Source organism: Microbulbifer maximicatervae (SeqCode), assembly GCF_052468155.1.
In genome coordinates this window covers 3143885-3160130 of record NZ_CP174335.1, presented here as the reverse complement: position 1 = coordinate 3160130, position 16246 = coordinate 3143885, and the positions used below count along the sequence as shown (strand labels likewise).

The 16246-nt window shown below is 50.8% G+C and carries 15 protein-coding genes and 3 tRNA genes; 7 read left to right on the top strand and 11 right to left on the bottom strand.

Features of this window, described 5'->3' with window-relative positions:
* Positions 1-4 precede the first annotated feature (4 nt).
* Positions 5-373 carry a capsid cement protein gene (locus ACJJIY_RS13630; RefSeq protein WP_445358096.1) on the bottom strand — a complete coding sequence of 123 codons (369 nt, stop codon included), beginning with the start codon at positions 371-373 and terminating at the stop codon, positions 5-7.
* 108 nt (positions 374-481) lie between these two features.
* Here ACJJIY_RS13630 and ACJJIY_RS13625 point away from each other — a divergent pair, with 108 nt between their 5' ends.
* The 4 genes from ACJJIY_RS13625 (at position 482) to ACJJIY_RS13605 (ending at position 4554) form a co-directional block, all read left to right on the top strand.
* Entirely contained in the window at positions 482-634 is a 153-nt protein-coding gene (locus ACJJIY_RS13625) for a hypothetical protein (protein WP_445358095.1), read from the top strand.
* A 134-nt stretch (positions 635-768) separates the two neighbouring features.
* Positions 769-1377, top strand: coding sequence for a site-specific integrase (locus tag ACJJIY_RS13615; protein WP_445359687.1), 609 nt, complete (start codon positions 769-771; stop codon positions 1375-1377).
* Between the two features lie 314 nt (positions 1378-1691).
* Entirely contained in the window at positions 1692-3470 is a 1779-nt protein-coding gene (locus ACJJIY_RS13610) for an ATP-dependent nuclease (protein ID WP_445354564.1), read from the top strand.
* 313 nt (positions 3471-3783) lie between these two features.
* Positions 3784-4554, top strand: a complete 771-nt coding sequence (locus ACJJIY_RS13605) for a hypothetical protein (protein ID WP_445354565.1) — start codon at positions 3784-3786, stop codon at positions 4552-4554.
* Positions 4555-4705: 151 nt separating this feature from the next.
* Here the strand turns inward: ACJJIY_RS13605 and ACJJIY_RS13600 are convergent, their stop codons facing one another.
* From ACJJIY_RS13600 to ACJJIY_RS13585, 4 genes are all read right to left on the bottom strand, one after another.
* On the bottom strand, positions 4706-5167 hold the full coding sequence (locus ACJJIY_RS13600; protein WP_445358094.1) for a hypothetical protein: 462 nt from the start codon (positions 5165-5167) through the stop codon (positions 4706-4708).
* Positions 5168-5374: 207 nt separating this feature from the next.
* Positions 5375-5450 (bottom strand) — tRNA-His (locus ACJJIY_RS13595).
* Positions 5451-5565: 115 nt separating this feature from the next.
* Positions 5566-5642: transfer RNA gene (locus ACJJIY_RS13590), tRNA-Arg, on the bottom strand.
* 18 nt (positions 5643-5660) lie between these two features.
* A tRNA-Pro gene (locus ACJJIY_RS13585) sits at positions 5661-5737 on the bottom strand.
* 340 nt (positions 5738-6077) lie between these two features.
* Between ACJJIY_RS13585 and folD the strand changes: the two genes are divergently transcribed.
* The 3 genes from folD to ACJJIY_RS13570 are packed head-to-tail and all read left to right on the top strand — an operon-like array spanning position 6078 to position 8645.
* The gene (gene folD, locus ACJJIY_RS13580) at positions 6078-6923 is read left to right on the top strand and encodes a bifunctional methylenetetrahydrofolate dehydrogenase/methenyltetrahydrofolate cyclohydrolase FolD (RefSeq protein WP_445358093.1); all 846 of its coding nucleotides are present in this window, start codon (positions 6078-6080) and stop codon (positions 6921-6923) included.
* Positions 6916-7620 carry a 16S rRNA pseudouridine(516) synthase RsuA gene (gene rsuA / locus ACJJIY_RS13575; protein ID WP_282932200.1) on the top strand — a complete coding sequence of 235 codons (705 nt, stop codon included), beginning with the start codon at positions 6916-6918 and terminating at the stop codon, positions 7618-7620. Before folD ends, rsuA begins: the two co-directional genes overlap by 8 nt.
* A gap of 8 nt (positions 7621-7628) precedes the next feature.
* The gene (locus tag ACJJIY_RS13570; protein WP_445358092.1) at positions 7629-8645 is read left to right on the top strand and encodes a class I SAM-dependent methyltransferase; all 1017 of its coding nucleotides are present in this window, start codon (positions 7629-7631) and stop codon (positions 8643-8645) included.
* 48 nt (positions 8646-8693) lie between these two features.
* Here the strand turns inward: ACJJIY_RS13570 and ACJJIY_RS13565 are convergent, their stop codons facing one another.
* The 6 genes from ACJJIY_RS13565 to ACJJIY_RS13540 all read right to left on the bottom strand — a co-directional run bounded on the left by ACJJIY_RS13565 (position 8694) and on the right by ACJJIY_RS13540 (position 16150).
* Positions 8694-9149, bottom strand: coding sequence for a hypothetical protein (locus ACJJIY_RS13565; RefSeq protein ID WP_444897768.1), 456 nt, complete (start codon positions 9147-9149; stop codon positions 8694-8696).
* Between the two features lie 126 nt (positions 9150-9275).
* Positions 9276-10022, bottom strand: a complete 747-nt coding sequence (locus ACJJIY_RS13560) for a spermidine synthase (RefSeq protein WP_445358091.1) — start codon at positions 10020-10022, stop codon at positions 9276-9278.
* The gene (gene msrC / locus ACJJIY_RS13555) at positions 10022-10495 is read right to left on the bottom strand and encodes a free L-methionine (R)-S-oxide reductase MsrC (protein WP_444897770.1); all 474 of its coding nucleotides are present in this window, start codon (positions 10493-10495) and stop codon (positions 10022-10024) included. The genes ACJJIY_RS13560 and msrC overlap by 1 nt, the downstream gene beginning before the upstream one ends.
* A 131-nt stretch (positions 10496-10626) precedes the next feature.
* Positions 10627-11088, bottom strand: a complete 462-nt coding sequence (locus ACJJIY_RS13550) for a 6TM ABC transporter family protein (RefSeq protein ID WP_444897771.1) — start codon at positions 11086-11088, stop codon at positions 10627-10629.
* 169 nt (positions 11089-11257) lie between these two features.
* Positions 11258-12460: a Wadjet anti-phage system protein JetD domain-containing protein gene (locus tag ACJJIY_RS13545; RefSeq protein ID WP_444897772.1), complete on the bottom strand. Its 1203-nt coding sequence runs from the start codon at positions 12458-12460 to the stop codon at positions 11258-11260.
* A 42-nt stretch (positions 12461-12502) separates the two neighbouring features.
* Positions 12503-16150, bottom strand: a complete 3648-nt coding sequence (locus ACJJIY_RS13540) for an ATP-binding protein (RefSeq protein ID WP_445358090.1) — start codon at positions 16148-16150, stop codon at positions 12503-12505.
* Positions 16151-16246: the final 96 nt, after the last annotated feature.

The window sequence follows — 16246 nt, the reverse complement described above, 5'->3', positions numbered from 1 at the left end:
TCACCTAGGATTTAACGGTACCCGGTACGCCGGTGAATTTAACCGCCAGGCTAGTAACGCTGGAACCCGCATCCTCAGCGGCAAAGGCCATCGCATCGGTAATATCGCCTGTAGCTGCAGTGGCTGCGTTGTTATCAAACGATTTGGAGGCAACGACCCAGGTGAGGGTTTCACCCTGGTTGATCTCTGCGGCGGATACCTTGGGCGCGGAGAATACACCATCAATGCCAATTACACCGGACTCAGCCACGGCGATATCATCCATCGCTACACCCAACACCACACCTACTACCACTTGACCAGAGGTAATCTTCGCACTGGAGTTATTGGTGTAATCCAGCATGCGCCCATCTTGTACAAAATTAGTAGTCATTCTCTTTCCCTCGGCTGGGTTTGTAACTGAAAGTAAAAGGCGGCACGATGCAGCCCTTTCAATGAATGTTGTTAGAACTAGCTGTTAACTGGTTTTGGGGATTTCACCATGCCTTTTGGGGTCCCAGGCTTTGGCTGCGACATCCAGATAGAGCAATTCGATAGTGTCATGCACTACCGGGTCGGTATTAAGGTAGTTGCCGGTCCCAACGCGTCCCAGACTGAAGTCTGGATTGCCTATGAGAAATACGTACCGGTCTAGTGCATCAGGCCTTTACCTTCGCGGATTTAGTAGAGCTCTACTTCGCTTCCCCTCAGTACACCAAACATATAAAACCGCAAACTCAAAAAGACTACCACCGCTATAGCCAACGAGTTCTCGCGGTATTTGGGAAAATGGAACCAGACAATATCACCTCCCCACTAGTACAGATGTTTATGGGTGCGCGCGGCGCTGAGTACCCAACCTCAGCCAATAGAGAGCGAACCTTTCTAGGCATTGTGATGAAATGGGGCAAAGCCTGGGGCTTCGTTAAGATTGAAGACCCCACAGCAGTAGTAAAAACAATTAAAGTAAAGCCCGGCGGGCGCTACGTAGAAGACTGGGAATACCAAGCCTTTTGGCAATGGCTGGGTGATCGCGGCCATGTGATGCACCAGTGCGCTATGGAAATTAGCTATTTGTGTGCAGCCAGGCAACAGGATGTACTCGCTCTCACCCGTGCAGACATCCAAGAAGATGGCCTATTGATCGTGCAAGCCAAAACAGGCAAAGCCCAGTTAAAACTATGGAGCACAGCGCTCAAAGAAGCCGTTGACCTAGCAGTAGTCACTAACACAGAAGCACAAATCCAACCCCCCCCATATCATTCGCAGCCGCGTTGGCCGCGCCTACACCCGCACCGGGTTCAATGCTATTTGGCAAAGGGAACAACGAGCAGCGCTAGCTGCTGGGGCAATCAAACAGCGCTTTCGCTTTCACGATTTGAAGATCAAAGCGGCTAGTGACTTTGATGGGGATGTTCAAAAATTCACCGGACATAAGACACGATCTATGGCTGAGCGATATAACCGTACGGCGGATCGGGTCGCTAGTTTGAATCTAGCAACCAATCAAAAGGCAACCCCTAAATAAAATCTACTTCATTTCATGCTCAAGTATAACTAGAATTACTGAATTGGCATTAGGCGCCAAGAGATACCTCCCATATCTCTTCGTTATAGATTAAGTTTATGGGCACTCCTCATGGGGGTTACCTGCATAAACTGCTTTTTCTCAATACAATTTATATCCATCTCATAACACTAAAGGAATTAAGGTGCAATTTAAAGGTTTTGGTTTTTCTGGGTTTAGAAGCATTGGGGATGAATTGGTAAAAATTAGCCCACTTAAAAAGGTTAACTTTATCATCGGTCAAAATAACTCAGGAAAATCCAATATTATCAATTTTCTTCACGGCCACTATGATTTTTTCCTAAAAAAAGCTAAAGATCGAAGACACAATATCCCAATTGAAAAGAAACACTCATTTACAGAAATTGATAAACACATTTCAAGCCAACCAGGTTGGCACAGAATTTCTTTTCCATTGCCTGTAAGTGAAATTGATAACCATATATACAAAAAGCTTCCCAATGGAAAAAACCATTCCAGTTATATCAACTTAGCAAAAAAAGTCCTTTTATCTGAGCATTTCTTTGATGGTGGTTTTATATGGTTCACATATGGCGCAAGCAACCTCAATGGACATTTTTCTTTAGAATACCCTAATACTGTTCGTCAAGAATTATCTGAAAGGGAATGGAGCACTATTCGTAGCGCCCTAACAAGAAAATCAGGCGGAGAACTGTTAAAACACTGGATTCCAGAAACCATTGAAGCCCTAGCTTACACACCAGATAAACCGCCAAAAATAGAAATAGTACCAGCAATCAGAAAAATTGGCTCATCCAATAGCGAAACCTCTGATTTTAGCGGCGAAGGAATTATCGAAAGGTTAGCAAGACTACAAAACCCCTCACTAAAGGATCAAAAATCAAAAAGTAAATTCTTTGCTATCAATCATTTCCTCCAAGATGTACTTAGCAATAATTCAGCAGAGATAGAAATACCCTACGAACGAGATATGATCCTGACACATATAGATGGGAAAACTCTCCCACTGGAATCTCTAGGGACTGGAGTTCATGAGGTAATAATCTTAGCCGCAGCTGCAACTTCATTAGAAAACACAATATTATGCATTGAGGAGCCAGAGCTCCACTTACACCCATTACTTCAAAGAAAGTTAGTCAACTACCTAAACAAAGAAACAAACAATCAATACTTGTTCACTACACATTCAGCTCACTTGTTAGACGCTGTAGATTCTGAAGTATTTCATGTTACATTGAAAAATGGAGCGTCCAATGTTGAAGCAATATCTAGCACCAAGCAAAAATCAAACATATGCAATGATCTAGGATATAAAGCTTCAGATATACTTCAAGCAAATTGCATTATTTGGGTTGAAGGACCCTCGGACAGAATATACTTAAATTTTTGGATCTCTCATCATTCCCCCGACCTCATAGAAGGCATTCACTATTCAATAATGTTCTATGGAGGAAGGCTATTTAGCCATTTGACAGCACACGACTCAGAAGAAGCCACCTCAGCCGCTAACGACCTTATATCAGTCAGAAAACTTAATCGGAATTCGGTAATAATGTTTGATAGCGACAAGAAAAATCCAAGGGGCAAATTAAACAAAACTAAACAACGACTCAAAGAAGAATTTAACTCAGGACCTGGATTTGCATGGATAACAAAAGGCAGAGAAGTAGAAAATTACTTAGAATTTGACAAAGTTGAAGAAAGCGTAAAAGCTGTCCACCCATCAGCAAAAGAGATCGTGAGCAAATGTGTCTGGGAAAATCTTTTAAAATACAAAACAATCAAAAAAAATGATGAAGTTACTGCAAATAAAGTCAAAGTGGCCAAACATTACACCAACAATAACGAAGCCTCCCTGTCCAATCTTGACTTAAGAGCAAGAGTAAATGATCTAGTAAAATTCATTAAAAATTCAAACAACAATGAAATACGCAATAGATAACTGCACTTTCAAAACCAAAAAATAACGCAAGTAACAATCCATGGAAACTATTAACACGATACTGAAAAAAGAAAAACCTAACTGGAAAAAATTTGAAGAGCCTGTTGGGAGGATTCTTGAAACCGATGAATTTAAAATTTAACCAAGTGAAAAAAAAGGTAGCCACGGATTCGATTTTACAGGGTCAAAAAACAATGAAGAATGGGCAATAGATGTTAAATACTACAGAACGGCAAATGTTAGATCCTCCCTCATCAACTCCGCAGCAAAACGGGTAGCAACAAATGGAAAAAAAGAAAATAAAGAAAAATATATGCTGATTGTTTCAAGCGTGCTTCCAATTAAGACCCAAGAAGTATTAAAAGAGTTATACGACATCGATATCTTGGATAGGTACAAACTAAGAGATCTGGCTCTCGCCTCACCGGAGCTAACAGATGAACTAGACTCACTGATCGAAATAGAGCCACAATTCACCAATAACCAGTCAACCACTCCTTTCGAGTTAGGTACGCTAATAAAGGAAACCCCCATAAATCACACAATTGATGATGAAGGGACCAAACTATCCGAGGAGTTGACTTCGCTACCTAAAGGAAAGGAGGACTGGAGGAACTATGAAGCTCTCTGCATAAAAATATTAAAGTACTTGTTTGAAAATGAACTAGATGGTTGGAGCGCACAGAAAACCACAGATGACGGGCTACATAGATATGATTTAGTTTGCAGGGTTCGCTCAAACTCAGCATTTTGGAAATTAATTGCTCAAAGCTTAGGCAGCCACTACATAATATTCGAGTTTAAAAACTACACTAACAAGATCCAGCAAGAGCAAGTTCTAACAACTGAAAAATACCTTCTAGAGCGAGCCCTCAGAAAGGTAGCTATTGTTTTAACTCGTGAAGGGGCCAGTGACAATGCAAACAAAATGATTCAAGGAGCAATGCGCGAACACGGGAAGTTAATCTTAACCTTAACAGACCAAGATCTCATAAGCATGCTAGAAGCAAAGGAGCAAGGAGAAGATCCCTCAGATAAACTATTCGATTTAACTGATACATTTTTACTGGGGCTACCGCGATAACCCCACTCCTGCGAACAAATAGTTATCTGGGGCCCCAATTGAATTAATCCAAGACAACCACACACTTTAATAAAGCCTAATATGAATGGACCCCAATCACGGAGTGCGCATTAGAAGTGGCCCACAGGGAGTGCGGCCAACTTCATCAACCCTACCATTGATAAGCTAACTTTACACTCGCACCGGTAGTATGTTCATCAAAATACGACTTATCACCTGATCTGGTTCCCGCATGAACAGCGGCACCGAGAACAAATGAGGATTCAGAAAATCCTGAAAAGTAATAATTGTAAAGCAAAGCAATCCCGTTATAGCGCGCTGCTTCATTTCTACTGTAGTGAACTTCTACAAGCCCCAAGAAAGCTCCTAAAGAATGGCTATCGGAAGCTACAAGTCGCTCCCAACCCAATCCGTAACCCGCAACTGAACCAGCCTCATCGGAATAGCCCTTCCAACCCAAGGAGCCGAAGTACTTATCTTTACCGCGGTTAATCGAATACTTTGCTCCTATCCCAGCATGATCCTGCCCCCCCCCTAATGAGAAATTTGAGTCCTCAGCCGCAGAGGCGAAAGCAGAACAAGTTAGGAAAAATACGGACAGCAGATACTTCATTACAGCTCCAAGCTACTTCTTAGTGATTTCAACAGGAGGGAGGGGGGAATTTTTACCGACAAATGGGCATGACTCATGACCGGCCAAATTCAAACCTCAGCATAGATTGAGGCAGAAATTAGTACACTGAATTCGTACACTGAGGCCCAAAACTAAAAAACCCCGCACTCGGCGGGGTTTTAAGTCCTTGATAAACAAGGAAGAATCTGGGGTGGCCGACGGGGATCGAACCCGCGACCTCAGGAGCCACAATCCTGTGCTCTACCAACTGAGCTACGGCCACCATAAAAGTGATATACTTCAGCACCTTGTGGCAGTACTGATTGCCGGATACCTCTTGCAGCCAATCTGGCTTCAGACTAAGTCCTTTTTGCCAAACCAGCACCATCTTGTGAAGATGGCACGCCCGGCAGGACTCGAACCTGCGACCATCCGCTTAGAAGGCGGATGCTCTATCCAGCTGAGCTACGGGCGCAAGGTGAACCCGGAAAATTGGTCGGGGCAGAGGGATTCGAACCCCCGACATCCTGCTCCCAAAGCAGGCGCGCTACCAGACTGCGCTATGCCCCGTTTTTCCAATCATTCGCACCTCTTTGACTCTGTTAACCGCCCCGTAGGTGGTTGTGTAAGTCGCTGTAGCTGCGAAGTGCGTGCATAGTAATGATACCCCCGGCCCATGTCAACGCTTCTAAGCTATTATTTTTAAAGAAGTTTATCCTTTTGCCTATCTGGGCCCAGAAGTGGCGAAATTATTTCCAACCTGTGCGAAAATGGCGCACTTCGCGAATCCGACCGGATAAAAAGTAAGCGTTTTAAAAAATCGCCGGCTTCCGCCCTTCTATATAAAGTAGGTGCTGAAGCAGATTCCGGTCTATTAGCCATCGATTTTTTACTGTTAGAGATAGTATCTATGTCTGCACTGGTTCTGGACGGCAAGGCCCTGGCACAGAAAACTGAAGAGGAACTCTCGGCTCGGGTAGCCGTACTAAAGGAAAAGAGTGGTGGCCAAACGCCAATCCTGGCGACCATTCTGGTAGGTGATGACCCCGCCTCCGCCACTTACGTAAAGATGAAGGGCAATGCCTGCCGCCGAATCGGCATGGACTCCCTCCAGGTGGAACTGCCCTCCTCCACCACCACTGAGCAGCTGCTCGCTAAGATCGAAGAACTCAACACCAACCCCAACGTCCACGGCATTCTGCTCCAGCACCCGGTACCGGCGCAGATCGATGAGCGCGCTTGTTTTGATGCGATCAGCCTGGAGAAAGATGTAGACGGTGTAACCTGCCTGGGCTTTGGCCGTATGGCAATGGGTGAAGAGGCCTATGGTTGCGCGACTCCTAAAGGAATTATGCGCCTGCTGGAAGCCTACAATATTGAACTGGAAGGCAAGCACGCCGTGGTTGTGGGTCGCAGCCCCATTTTAGGTAAGCCGATGGCGGCCATGTTGTTGAATGCCAATGCCACCGTGACTATCTGCCACTCCCGCACCCAAGACCTGGCCGAACATATCCGCCGCGCCGATATCGTAGTGGGCGCCGTGGGCAAGCCTGAGTTTATCAAGGCTGAGTGGATTAAGGATGGCGCGGTGGTTGTGGATGCCGGTTACCACCCCGGCGGTGTCGGCGATGTCGAGCTGGGCCCGCTGACTGAGCGCGCTGCAGCTTACACCCCGGTACCCGGCGGTGTTGGTCCCATGACCATCAATACCCTGATCTATCAATCTGTCGATTCCGGTGAGCGTAAAATTGGCTAACCTGATTCGTCTGGATAAAGCGGTCAGCCAGGTCACCGACCTCTCCCGCACTGATGTAAAGCGCGCCGCTTGGGCGGGGCGCATTACCGTCAATGGTGAGGTGGTCACCAATGCGGCCACCAAAATACAAGTCAGTGATGAGTTGTGCCTGGATGATGAGCCCCTGCACGAGCCGGGGCCCCGCTACATTATGTTGAACAAGCCCCTGGGCTATGTCAGTGCCACCAAAGATGGCGAGCACCCTACAGTGCTGGACCTGATTGATGAGCCTAACAAGGAAAAGCTGCATATTGCCGGGCGCCTGGATATTGATACCACCGGCCTGGTGCTGCTTACCGATGACGGCCAGTGGTCCCACAAAGTGACCTCCCCCAACCACCATTGCGACAAGACCTACTACGCTCTGTTGGCCGAGAAAATTGAGGAAGATGCCGTGGCCAAGCTTGCCAAGGGTGTCTGGCTCAATAACGAAAAGAAGAGAACCAAGCCCGCCAAGCTGGAGATCCTCTTTGCCAACGAAGTGCGCATCACCATCGGTGAAGGGCGCTATCATCAGGTGAAGCGTATGTTTGCGGCCCTGGGCAACAAGGTATTGGAGTTGCACCGGGAAAAGATCGGCGAAATCATCTTGGATGAAGAACTTCAGGAAGGTGATTACCGCCTCCTGACCCCTGAAGAAATTGCCTCTATCAATTAAAAAAAGATATGTCAGCCCTTCTATATCAGGAACTTATCCAGGCCCCAGAGGAAACCCTGTGGATCGCCGATGAAAACAGCAAGCCCCTCTTACACCAGGAGGGGTTTCATTTTGCCGGGGATTTAATCAGTAACCGCTGGGATATTGCCGAACTCGCCGAAAATACGGTGAAGCGGAGCTTCTTCAACGATTTCCACTTTGAAGAACTGGACCGTAAATACCGCCGTATTGTTTACGCCGTTTCGAAAGAGAAGGCCGTAGTTCACCATATTATTGATTGTGCACCCCACTTCCTCGGTGAAGGTGGCGAATTGGCTCTGCTGGGTGAAAAGCAAAGCGGAATCAAAAGCTACGCTGCGAAAGTGGCCGAGCGCCTGGGCACTGCCAAGCACTTGCAAAAAAACGGTAACGACTACCTGAGCAGTAATGTTGTCGCTCACGAGGACACCGGCAATCCAATCAGTGAGCTTCAGTACGCCCAGTTACAAAAGCTGCCCGAGCTTGGCGGCCTCTACTCCAAGCCGGGATTGTTCGGCTGGAACAAAATCGATAAAGGCAGTGCCCTACTCGCCCAGCAATTAACGACGGAGTTGCCACAGGACGGTTCTCGTATTGTTGATCTCGGTTGTGGTTATGGCTACCTGAGTATGCAATTAGCCGCTTTGGGTAAATATCATTTTACCGCTACGGATAATAACGCCGCTGCTCTAGTGGCCTGCCGCAAAAATTTTACCGAACAGGGAGTCGAAGGCATCGTTGTGCCCTCTGATGCAGGCTCTGAACTGGAAAGTGAAATCGCCGATCTGGTACTGTGCAATCCTCCTTTCCATCAGGGCTTTCAGGTGGAGGGAGATTTGACCGATCGCTTTCTGCAACAGAGTGCGCGGATTCTTAAATATTCCGGCACTGCGATTTTTGTGGTGAATGAATTTATTCCCCTGGCGAAAAAAGGGCCCCGCTATTTTTCCCAGGTGGATTTAATCACCAAAGAGCAAGGATTTTGCGTATACCGACTGCGCCCCTAAGAGCTGGGGCGCAGGCCGGCAGCAGTCGCCTGGAAACAGGATTAAAGGCTAGTAATCGCGCAAATTAAACAAGTTCATCGACAGCGTATGCTCTTCCAACTCTTCGAGTTGTCGCAATCGTTCGAATGCATCCCGTGCCGATGGGGTTTCAGCGCCCTGGGCAAGATCCCGATATTGATCGGCCAGGTAGATCTCGATATCCATGGCCAACTTGGCAATCTGCTCCAAGTCTTCAATATCAATGCCGCGCAAGCGCTGCAAAAATTCTTTCTCTCGCCCTTCCGGGGCAAATTGCACCCAGGTATGCAGGGCTCCAGGGGGCAGGTCTTCATGGAAATTTTCCAGTGAGTGCTTCATGGAATCTTCCCGTCGTCGCAGCTGATCCAGCAGCAACTCGACCCGTTCATTGGTGGCAAGCTGCTCATACTCTTCGTACTGCAGCGCCAACTTGGCATGAAAATCCCTTCCTTCCTGAATCACTTCCTCAACAGTTTTGTACCGCATCAATCGATCCCGGCAGAACACTTCGCTCACCTTGAGTATAGTCACGAGGTGACAAAGGGCGCCAATGAATATCACTATTAAAGTGACAGGGATTTTAGGAGCCGGCCTCTGTGGGGGCTGTCGAGATTAGCGAAGCTGGCTCATGCGGAAATCCAGGCGCCGATTGGGGTTGGCGGGATTGATCTTTTCTGGGGCCCTGGCCGCCAGCTCACCTTTGCGCAGAGTTCTTCTGCTCACTGCCAGGATATGATTCTCATACTGGGGCATATAGGCCATCCAGGCACCGCCGAGTCGCTCACGCATAGCTTTATCGCGCCAAGCACTGTTCTGTAGCTCGGGCCTATCCCCGAAGTTGCTGACCAGCACGCCATCTTTATGAAGCAGGCGCATCAGACTGGAGCACCAGGACTTATCGGCGGGCACCGCTCGCTGCGCTACGCCGTCGCAGTGCCCAAATAAGTCGTCGATCACCAGGTCGAAAGTGCTGTGAGAGGGTCGCTTCAAGTGGTCGTGCACAAAGTCGCAGGCATCCGCACACACCAGCTCAACATCGCGTACGCCAAAGAAGCGACGGGCAATATCCAGGTGCACCGGGTCCAAATCTACGCCGACAATACGCTTGGCGGAGGTGAACGCCTGCAAAAGGCGAATCAGGGCACCGCCACCGACACCGAGTACCAATACCGAATTCAAGCGCTCTTCAGGGAGGAAAAATGCCGGTAGCAGCAATAACTCCCAAAGGGAACCCTTGAGCGGATCGCGGGGATTCCATTGAGAGTGGAAAACCCCGTTGCTGTAGAGGCGCACACTGGCACCATGATTGCGCACCTGGTAACAGGTGTCGCCAACCTGCTTTTGCCAAAGCAGCGCCATCAGCTCGCCGGGAGGTCTGAGGACTTGAGCAATACCCGGGCAAAATCCTGTAGACCCACCAGGTCTTCCTCGCTAAAGCGCGCCACACTGGGGCTATCGATATCCAACACTCCCAGGCAACGACCCGCTTCGTCATAGAGCGGCACCACCACCTCTGAAGCCGACACGGCATCGCAGGCGATATGGCCGGGGAACTGATGCACATCCTCTACCAATTGGGATTCACCGGTCGAAACAGCAGTACCGCAAACACCGGCACCCACTGGAATCCGGGTACAGGCAGGCTTGCCCTGGAAGGGCCCCAAACGCAATTCATCACCGTAGAGGAAATAGAAACCGGCCCAGTTGATATCTTCCAACTCCATAAACAACAGCGCACTGGCGTTGGCGGTGTTGGCCAGCCAGTCCCGCTCTCCAGAAAGCAATCCTTCCAGCTGCCCATTTAAGGTGGTGTAAAACTTGTTCAGCGACATACCTAGCGCCCCTTGCCCACTTATAATTTCAAATCGTGTCAGCTAAAACTGGCAAACCCGCAAAACAGTATCCTGCGGGAGGCAGGTATTTTGCGGGCTTTGGCGAGGGAATCAATATGCAGAGTGCAAAATTACTGGTAGGGATCGACCACTGCGGGTTCTTCACCGGTCTCACCACGATACTCATCGGCATCTACAGTTGGGCGAGACCACTCGCTTTCATCATTGTTGCTACGAGTATTCGACTGGATAGCCGGCGGCGCGCTGGTAACGTCTGACTGCATCAGGTTGCGCGACTTTTCAAAGCGGTCTTCCACTTTTGGCTTGGGCGCAACTTGTGCGGGATTGCCGCTACCTTCACGGCGAATACGGTTGGCCATAGCACTCAGATTAGGGCGGCGGCGCTCCGCAAGCTTCACGGTTTCCAATTCGCTGTTCAGGCGGTTGATCTCCGCCTGTAAATCACCCATCTGCGCCTGAAGTTCAGTAATCTGGGTCAACACGCCTTTTACTTTACGACTTTCCTTCTCGTACATCACGGCGGCGCCGCCAAAGGCCAACGCAAAAATGACCAGGATGGAAAACTGACGCATAGCAAACTCCGGAAACTGCACTTGTTATTCTGAGGGGCATTTTTACAGCATATTTTTTCTATCTTCCGAGAAATTGCGCATAAAAAACAAGTTCAAACGCCCGCCGACACCTTGATAGTCACCATTCCATAAAAAACGAACAATTAAAATTTATCGGATAGCGACATATTCACACTAATGTCCCAGCCAGCTCCCCAATCTCAACCGCCTCCTGATCCACATAGCGATTGCTGTCTGAAATTGCTGGCAGCAGAGTGCTATCTGCGTATTGGCAACCAATCGCTTGCACCAGCTTTTGCCCCACCTTTTCCGCCTGCTCCGGAGCATGGGCTTTTCCCGTGCGCAGAAAATGCAGTAACAGATCGTAGCCCGGGCGCCAGCACTGCAAGTCGGGAAAGCTCTTTCTCAGCGCTGCGGCAATCCGCAATCCTTCATAGTCCAGATCCCCCCAGAAAAATGTTGGAACCGTTCGGGACTCCCCATCGTGCCACCAGCTTAGGAATTGCTGCCGGATATTTTCACTAACCACATTAATAGTGCTGAAGCGAACCCTCTCCCCATTGCGAATCCTTTCTGCGCCTCCCTGGTAGCCCTCGCTATAAACCAGTGCTGCACGACTGGGTTGCAGCTCCGCCAGGCTAATAAAAGTGTCCTGGTTTTCGATAAAAATGACCTGCTCAAATTGCCTGGGGAGGTAGGCGTGAAGTAAAAGCTGGCGCCCCTGGATTTTACGGCTCAGGTCAGGATAGAGGTTGCGCACCAGAGATTGGCGGCTGGGTAATTCCAGGTATTTGGAATCCCCTTTAAAGCAGCGTGCGGCTAATTGTCGCCAGGAAATTTTATTGGCAAAGATCAGCTCTTTGCCGACGGACACCCAGCAAGCAATAATTTCTTCGACGGAATCAAACCCCGGTTGGAGTTCCAAGCCCTCGAGGGGAAAAGCAGAGGGATTTTCAAAGCGATCGACATAGGGTTCCAGCAGACTCGTCCAGGCGGATTGTCGAACGGTGGGGGATGGGCGATTGAGCCACAGGCGTAGCTGTTCCTCGCTGGCATCCCGAAAAATCAATTGGGCCCCCTGCCACTCGGCAATACCCGGCCGCCTTTTCGGATTCGGTTTCACCGTAAAACACTGGTATTCCCGCGCAAAATGCTGCAATTCATTCCACAGCTCCTGCTCGTCTTGATCGGGGTCCCTGAGGGGCTCCAACACTTCCAACCAGCGTTTACTGCCAGCGCGCAAATCCAGCCTGAAACTAATGCGGGCTTCCTTGCCGCGTTCCAGCTGGCTGTCCCGCCGATCCAGAATAAAATTCAGGATGCCGATTAACAGCGGGTTTTCCTCTACCCAATAGGGCAATGTCTTTTCCATCGGTTGCCTCCCTGCCAATGGAGGGGTTTCCCCCGAAAATACCTATCCCTCTACTTCTACCAGGTCCATAAAATCCAGCGACGCCTGCTGGCGAATCGTACGGCGGTGATTGGCCCAGAGTTCGGCGATACGCTCCTGGTTGCAGACCTTGCGATCGACATACACCCGGGTATTCAGCTGGCCGATGGGCTTGGCACTGGGGCACTTACTGAATACAAACTGATTCGAGATCAGGTCCATAAAAGGTCCCGATTTACTGCTGGGCATAATGAACAGCAGCTGTAGCCCCAGGGTTTCAGTCAGGTAACGGATCACTTCCTTGGAGCGGGACTCATCCATTTTGGAGAAGGCCTCATCCACCAGCACCATTTGCAAATGGCTGCCGCTTTCACCAAAGCGGAAGGCCGAAGTGACCGCTGCGGAGCGGATAATATAAGCCGGCGTTTCCAGCTGACCGCCGGAACCGGTGCCGTACTGACTGAGCGCAATCGGTTCCTTGCCTTCCGGTTCCTTATAGATCTCATAGCTGCGGTAGTTGCGATAGTCGCTGATTCGATCCAGCTCGCGCCGCGCTACCTGCTCGTCTTCACTCAGCAGCATACTCAACAGGCGGTCCCGCACCTTGCGGTGCTTGGGCGCCAAGTCCGTGTCGAACAGGCTCTGCTCTTCACCCAGATTCGGCAGTTCAATTACCGCCTTAAAGAAGCTCCAGTACTCCTTAAATTCCGCCACCCACTGGTAGTCGAAACGGAAGCGCTCGCGGTCGGCGCCAAAGCGGTGGTGTTCCAGCTCTTTGTTCAGATCATCCAACACGCGCTTACCATCGTTAATGGACTGGTAAATAGCGTGGCACAAGTGGGTTACAAAAGTGGTGTTAAAGGATTTTTTCAATCCCAGCAATTGATCGTGGCGCTCCACCAGCAGGTTGTTCTTCAGGCGGTTGCGCAGGGTCTCTACCTGATCGCCGAGACCGCTGATCAACTTGAACAAACCATCTTTGTGGCCGCCACTCAAGTCTGGCTCAAATACCAGGGTATCGACGCTGGCACAGGTGGCGTTGTACTCCATCACCGCGCGATCCAACTGGCGACTGTATTTCTCCAGCTGCCCCTGCCAACTTTCGATATCCGCTGAGAAGTCGAAGTTGTCAGCTGCGCGCTCTACCTGCTCATCAGCAGTAACCAGTACTTGCTCGGCATCGAAAGTGGGGTCGATGGCGGTAATACGCCTTACCATTTCCTCGCTGTCACTGGCGGCATCGTCCAGGGACTCAAGCTCGCCAGACAGGGCGTATAAGAGTTTTTCGTTGCTCTTTAATTTCGTTTCCAGGGAGCCATGCTTGCGCTGGAGGTCCGACAGCTGCTTTTGCTGGTCTTTAAGCTGGGCCTTGAGTTCATCGACCTGCTGCTCGAACTGCTCGAAGTCCTTCAGGTCCAGGTTTTCCAGAGCCCGCTCGGCGCTGCGCCATTCCCGCTGGGCCGCCAGGGCGGAATCCACAATGGACAACAGCTTGATATTCGCCAGTCCGCGCACCGCGTTGGTGACTCGGCGGTAGAGCTGGTGGCGCTCGTTGACGTGGGCGGCCTCTTCCAGCAACTGCTCCATAGCGCGCTGCTGCGCCGCCAGTGCGCGAGCGCGGGCGCCCTGGCCGAATACCAACTCGGCATCGTCCATATCGCAGCGCCACATGCTGTAGTTGCCACTGGCCATACCGTCGGCAGTCAGGCCCCGGCGGGTGCCGCGCAGCTCGTGTTCATCCTCCACCTGTACCACGGCACCGTATGAGGCGCGCAGATAGTGCTCGGCAGTTTTATGGGTAAACTCCATCAGTTCGATAATAGAGCCCGACGGAGTATCCAGGCGCTCCGCATCGCGGCGGGCTTTATCCCCCTGGATCACGCGGGCGCGGTTGTTGCGCCCGGGCAGGCCGCGCACGATACGAATCGCGCGGGCCTCGTGTTCCGGCTCCACGATAATCGAGAAACGCGCGCCGCCCAGATAGCCTTCAATCGCCATCTGCCAGCGCTCATCCAGCACTTCCACATAATCACACAGGACGCGGGGCTCCGCCTCTGGGCACTGCTCGCGAATTGCGGCCAGGGCCACTTCCACCGATTGGGGGTAGCGCACGCGGTTGGCCTGGAGATGCTGAATGCGGCTCTCCTGGGTGCGCAGCTGCTTTTGCAGTTGCTGCACTTTTTGCTCCCAGCGGGAGGCCTGCTGGGCAATCTGCTCTTTGGGGGAAACCTCATCACTGGCGCCGGCTTTACCACTGCTATCCAGCAGATCGAAGAGGCGGTTCTGTAGGGCCTCACTGCTGGCAGCACGCTCGCGCAATGGCTCCAATGCAGCCAGGTCAATCCAGTCCTTGCCCAACAACTTGTGCAGATCAGGTAGGTCTTCCTCGCGGGCCACCTGCTTAATTGCCTGCACCAGTGCCTTATCGGAGAAGGCGGGAATTTCCAGCTCGGCGGAGGTGGAGTTGAGCAGGTTTAATAATTCTTCGGCGGCCTCGCGGTTCTCGCGCCAGCGGGCCTCTTCGGCAGACATGGGGGTGTGCTGCTGGGACAGCAGGCTCAGGGCATTGTTAATACGCTGTTCCAGTTCGTCCTTATTGCGCAGCGCATCGATACCCAGGCGCTGGGCTTGAAGCTCTACCAGCTGGCCATTGAGTTGCTCGACGCGCTCGGAAGCGACGCGCACTTCGCGCTCATTGTTGTCCAGATCACTGCGCAGCTTTTTCTGGTCGTTCTTGCCACTCAGATAACTCTTTTGCACCCGCTGCTGGCGGTGGCGCGCGCATAAATATTCCTGCACCCGCAACTGCAACCACTGCTCCCGGTAGAGCTCTACCGACTGGGCGATGGCCTCCAGGGAACTGACCCGCTCCACAATCTGGCGGGCTTCCTGCTCCATGCTGTGAATGGTTTTCATCAGTTCGGAGACGGAGCGGATGGCATCACCCAAATCGCGTTTTTCCAACACCTCTTGGGCGACAAAATCGTTAATACTTTTTACTGGCTTGTAGGCCATAAAGTTGGCAAAGGTGCGTGCAGCGTGCATAGCCTCTCGATCGGAGACCGCATCACGACGTCCGCGCAGGGCACCGTAAAGGCGGCGCAGGTAGGCCTTTTTCTTGTCGTACTGCTCTACTTTTTCGAACTGCTTGCTCAGGACCTGGTTGAATTTATCCAGCGGCAGCAGGTGTTTGCCGTCGGTGTAGTCCCGGATAAAATCCCCCATCACCAACTGTTCGCCGGGGAATACGAAAAAGCGCAAATCACTCTGGCGGGCCTGGGCGGGTTTACTGCTGCTATCCAGGTGCGCGCGAATACCCATCACTGCGGTAAAGGGCTCAGCATCGTCTTCACCGCTGGTGGGATGGAAAATACCGGCGATGTAACAGTCGGTAGGCTCGACACGGGCATAACTGCCGTCGTCACAACCCAGTACATAGGAAGCTAGCGTCCGCACCTGCTTGCCACCGCGCCCGCGCTGGGTGGTTTCATCCTGTCCCGGGTTAAAGGTAAACAGAGTGTCGTGGGCGGCGGTCATCAATGTCTGGATAGCATCGGCCGCCGTGGTTTTACCGGAACCGTTGCCACCGGAAAACAGGTTGATCGGGCCGAAATCATATTCCAACTGCGGGATATTGCCCCAGTTAATCAGGATCAGTTTTTTTAGGAACATAGTCTTTTCAAAAAAACGGTCTTTTCAAAAGCAGGGTCTTTTTGCAGGCGGGAAGCCGACACCCCTCTCCGAGGCTCCCGGGTGCGATTTACGCAA

Excerpts from the sequence above, each read along its gene's own strand:
- ACJJIY_RS13630 (WP_445358096.1), bottom strand. The coding sequence starts at position 373 with ATGACTACTAATTTTGTACAAGATGGGCGCATGCTGGATTACACCAAT.
- ACJJIY_RS13625 (WP_445358095.1), top strand. The coding sequence starts at position 482 with ATGCCTTTTGGGGTCCCAGGCTTTGGCTGCGACATCCAGATAGAGCAA.
- ACJJIY_RS13615 (WP_445359687.1), top strand. The coding sequence starts at position 769 with ATGGAACCAGACAATATCACCTCCCCACTAGTACAGATGTTTATGGGT.
- ACJJIY_RS13605 (WP_445354565.1), top strand. The coding sequence starts at position 3,784 with ATGCTGATTGTTTCAAGCGTGCTTCCAATTAAGACCCAAGAAGTATTA.
- ACJJIY_RS13600 (WP_445358094.1), bottom strand. The coding sequence starts at position 5,167 with ATGAAGTATCTGCTGTCCGTATTTTTCCTAACTTGTTCTGCTTTCGCC.
- folD (WP_445358093.1), top strand. The coding sequence starts at position 6,078 with ATGTCTGCACTGGTTCTGGACGGCAAGGCCCTGGCACAGAAAACTGAA.
- ACJJIY_RS13570 (WP_445358092.1), top strand. The coding sequence starts at position 7,629 with ATGTCAGCCCTTCTATATCAGGAACTTATCCAGGCCCCAGAGGAAACC.
- ACJJIY_RS13565 (WP_444897768.1), bottom strand. The coding sequence starts at position 9,149 with ATGCGGTACAAAACTGTTGAGGAAGTGATTCAGGAAGGAAGGGATTTT.
- ACJJIY_RS13560 (WP_445358091.1), bottom strand. The coding sequence starts at position 10,022 with ATGGCGCTGCTTTGGCAAAAGCAGGTTGGCGACACCTGTTACCAGGTG.
- msrC (WP_444897770.1), bottom strand. The coding sequence starts at position 10,495 with ATGTCGCTGAACAAGTTTTACACCACCTTAAATGGGCAGCTGGAAGGA.
- ACJJIY_RS13550 (WP_444897771.1), bottom strand. The coding sequence starts at position 11,088 with ATGCGTCAGTTTTCCATCCTGGTCATTTTTGCGTTGGCCTTTGGCGGC.
- ACJJIY_RS13545 (WP_444897772.1), bottom strand. The coding sequence starts at position 12,460 with ATGGAAAAGACATTGCCCTATTGGGTAGAGGAAAACCCGCTGTTAATC.
- ACJJIY_RS13540 (WP_445358090.1), bottom strand. The coding sequence starts at position 16,150 with ATGTTCCTAAAAAAACTGATCCTGATTAACTGGGGCAATATCCCGCAG.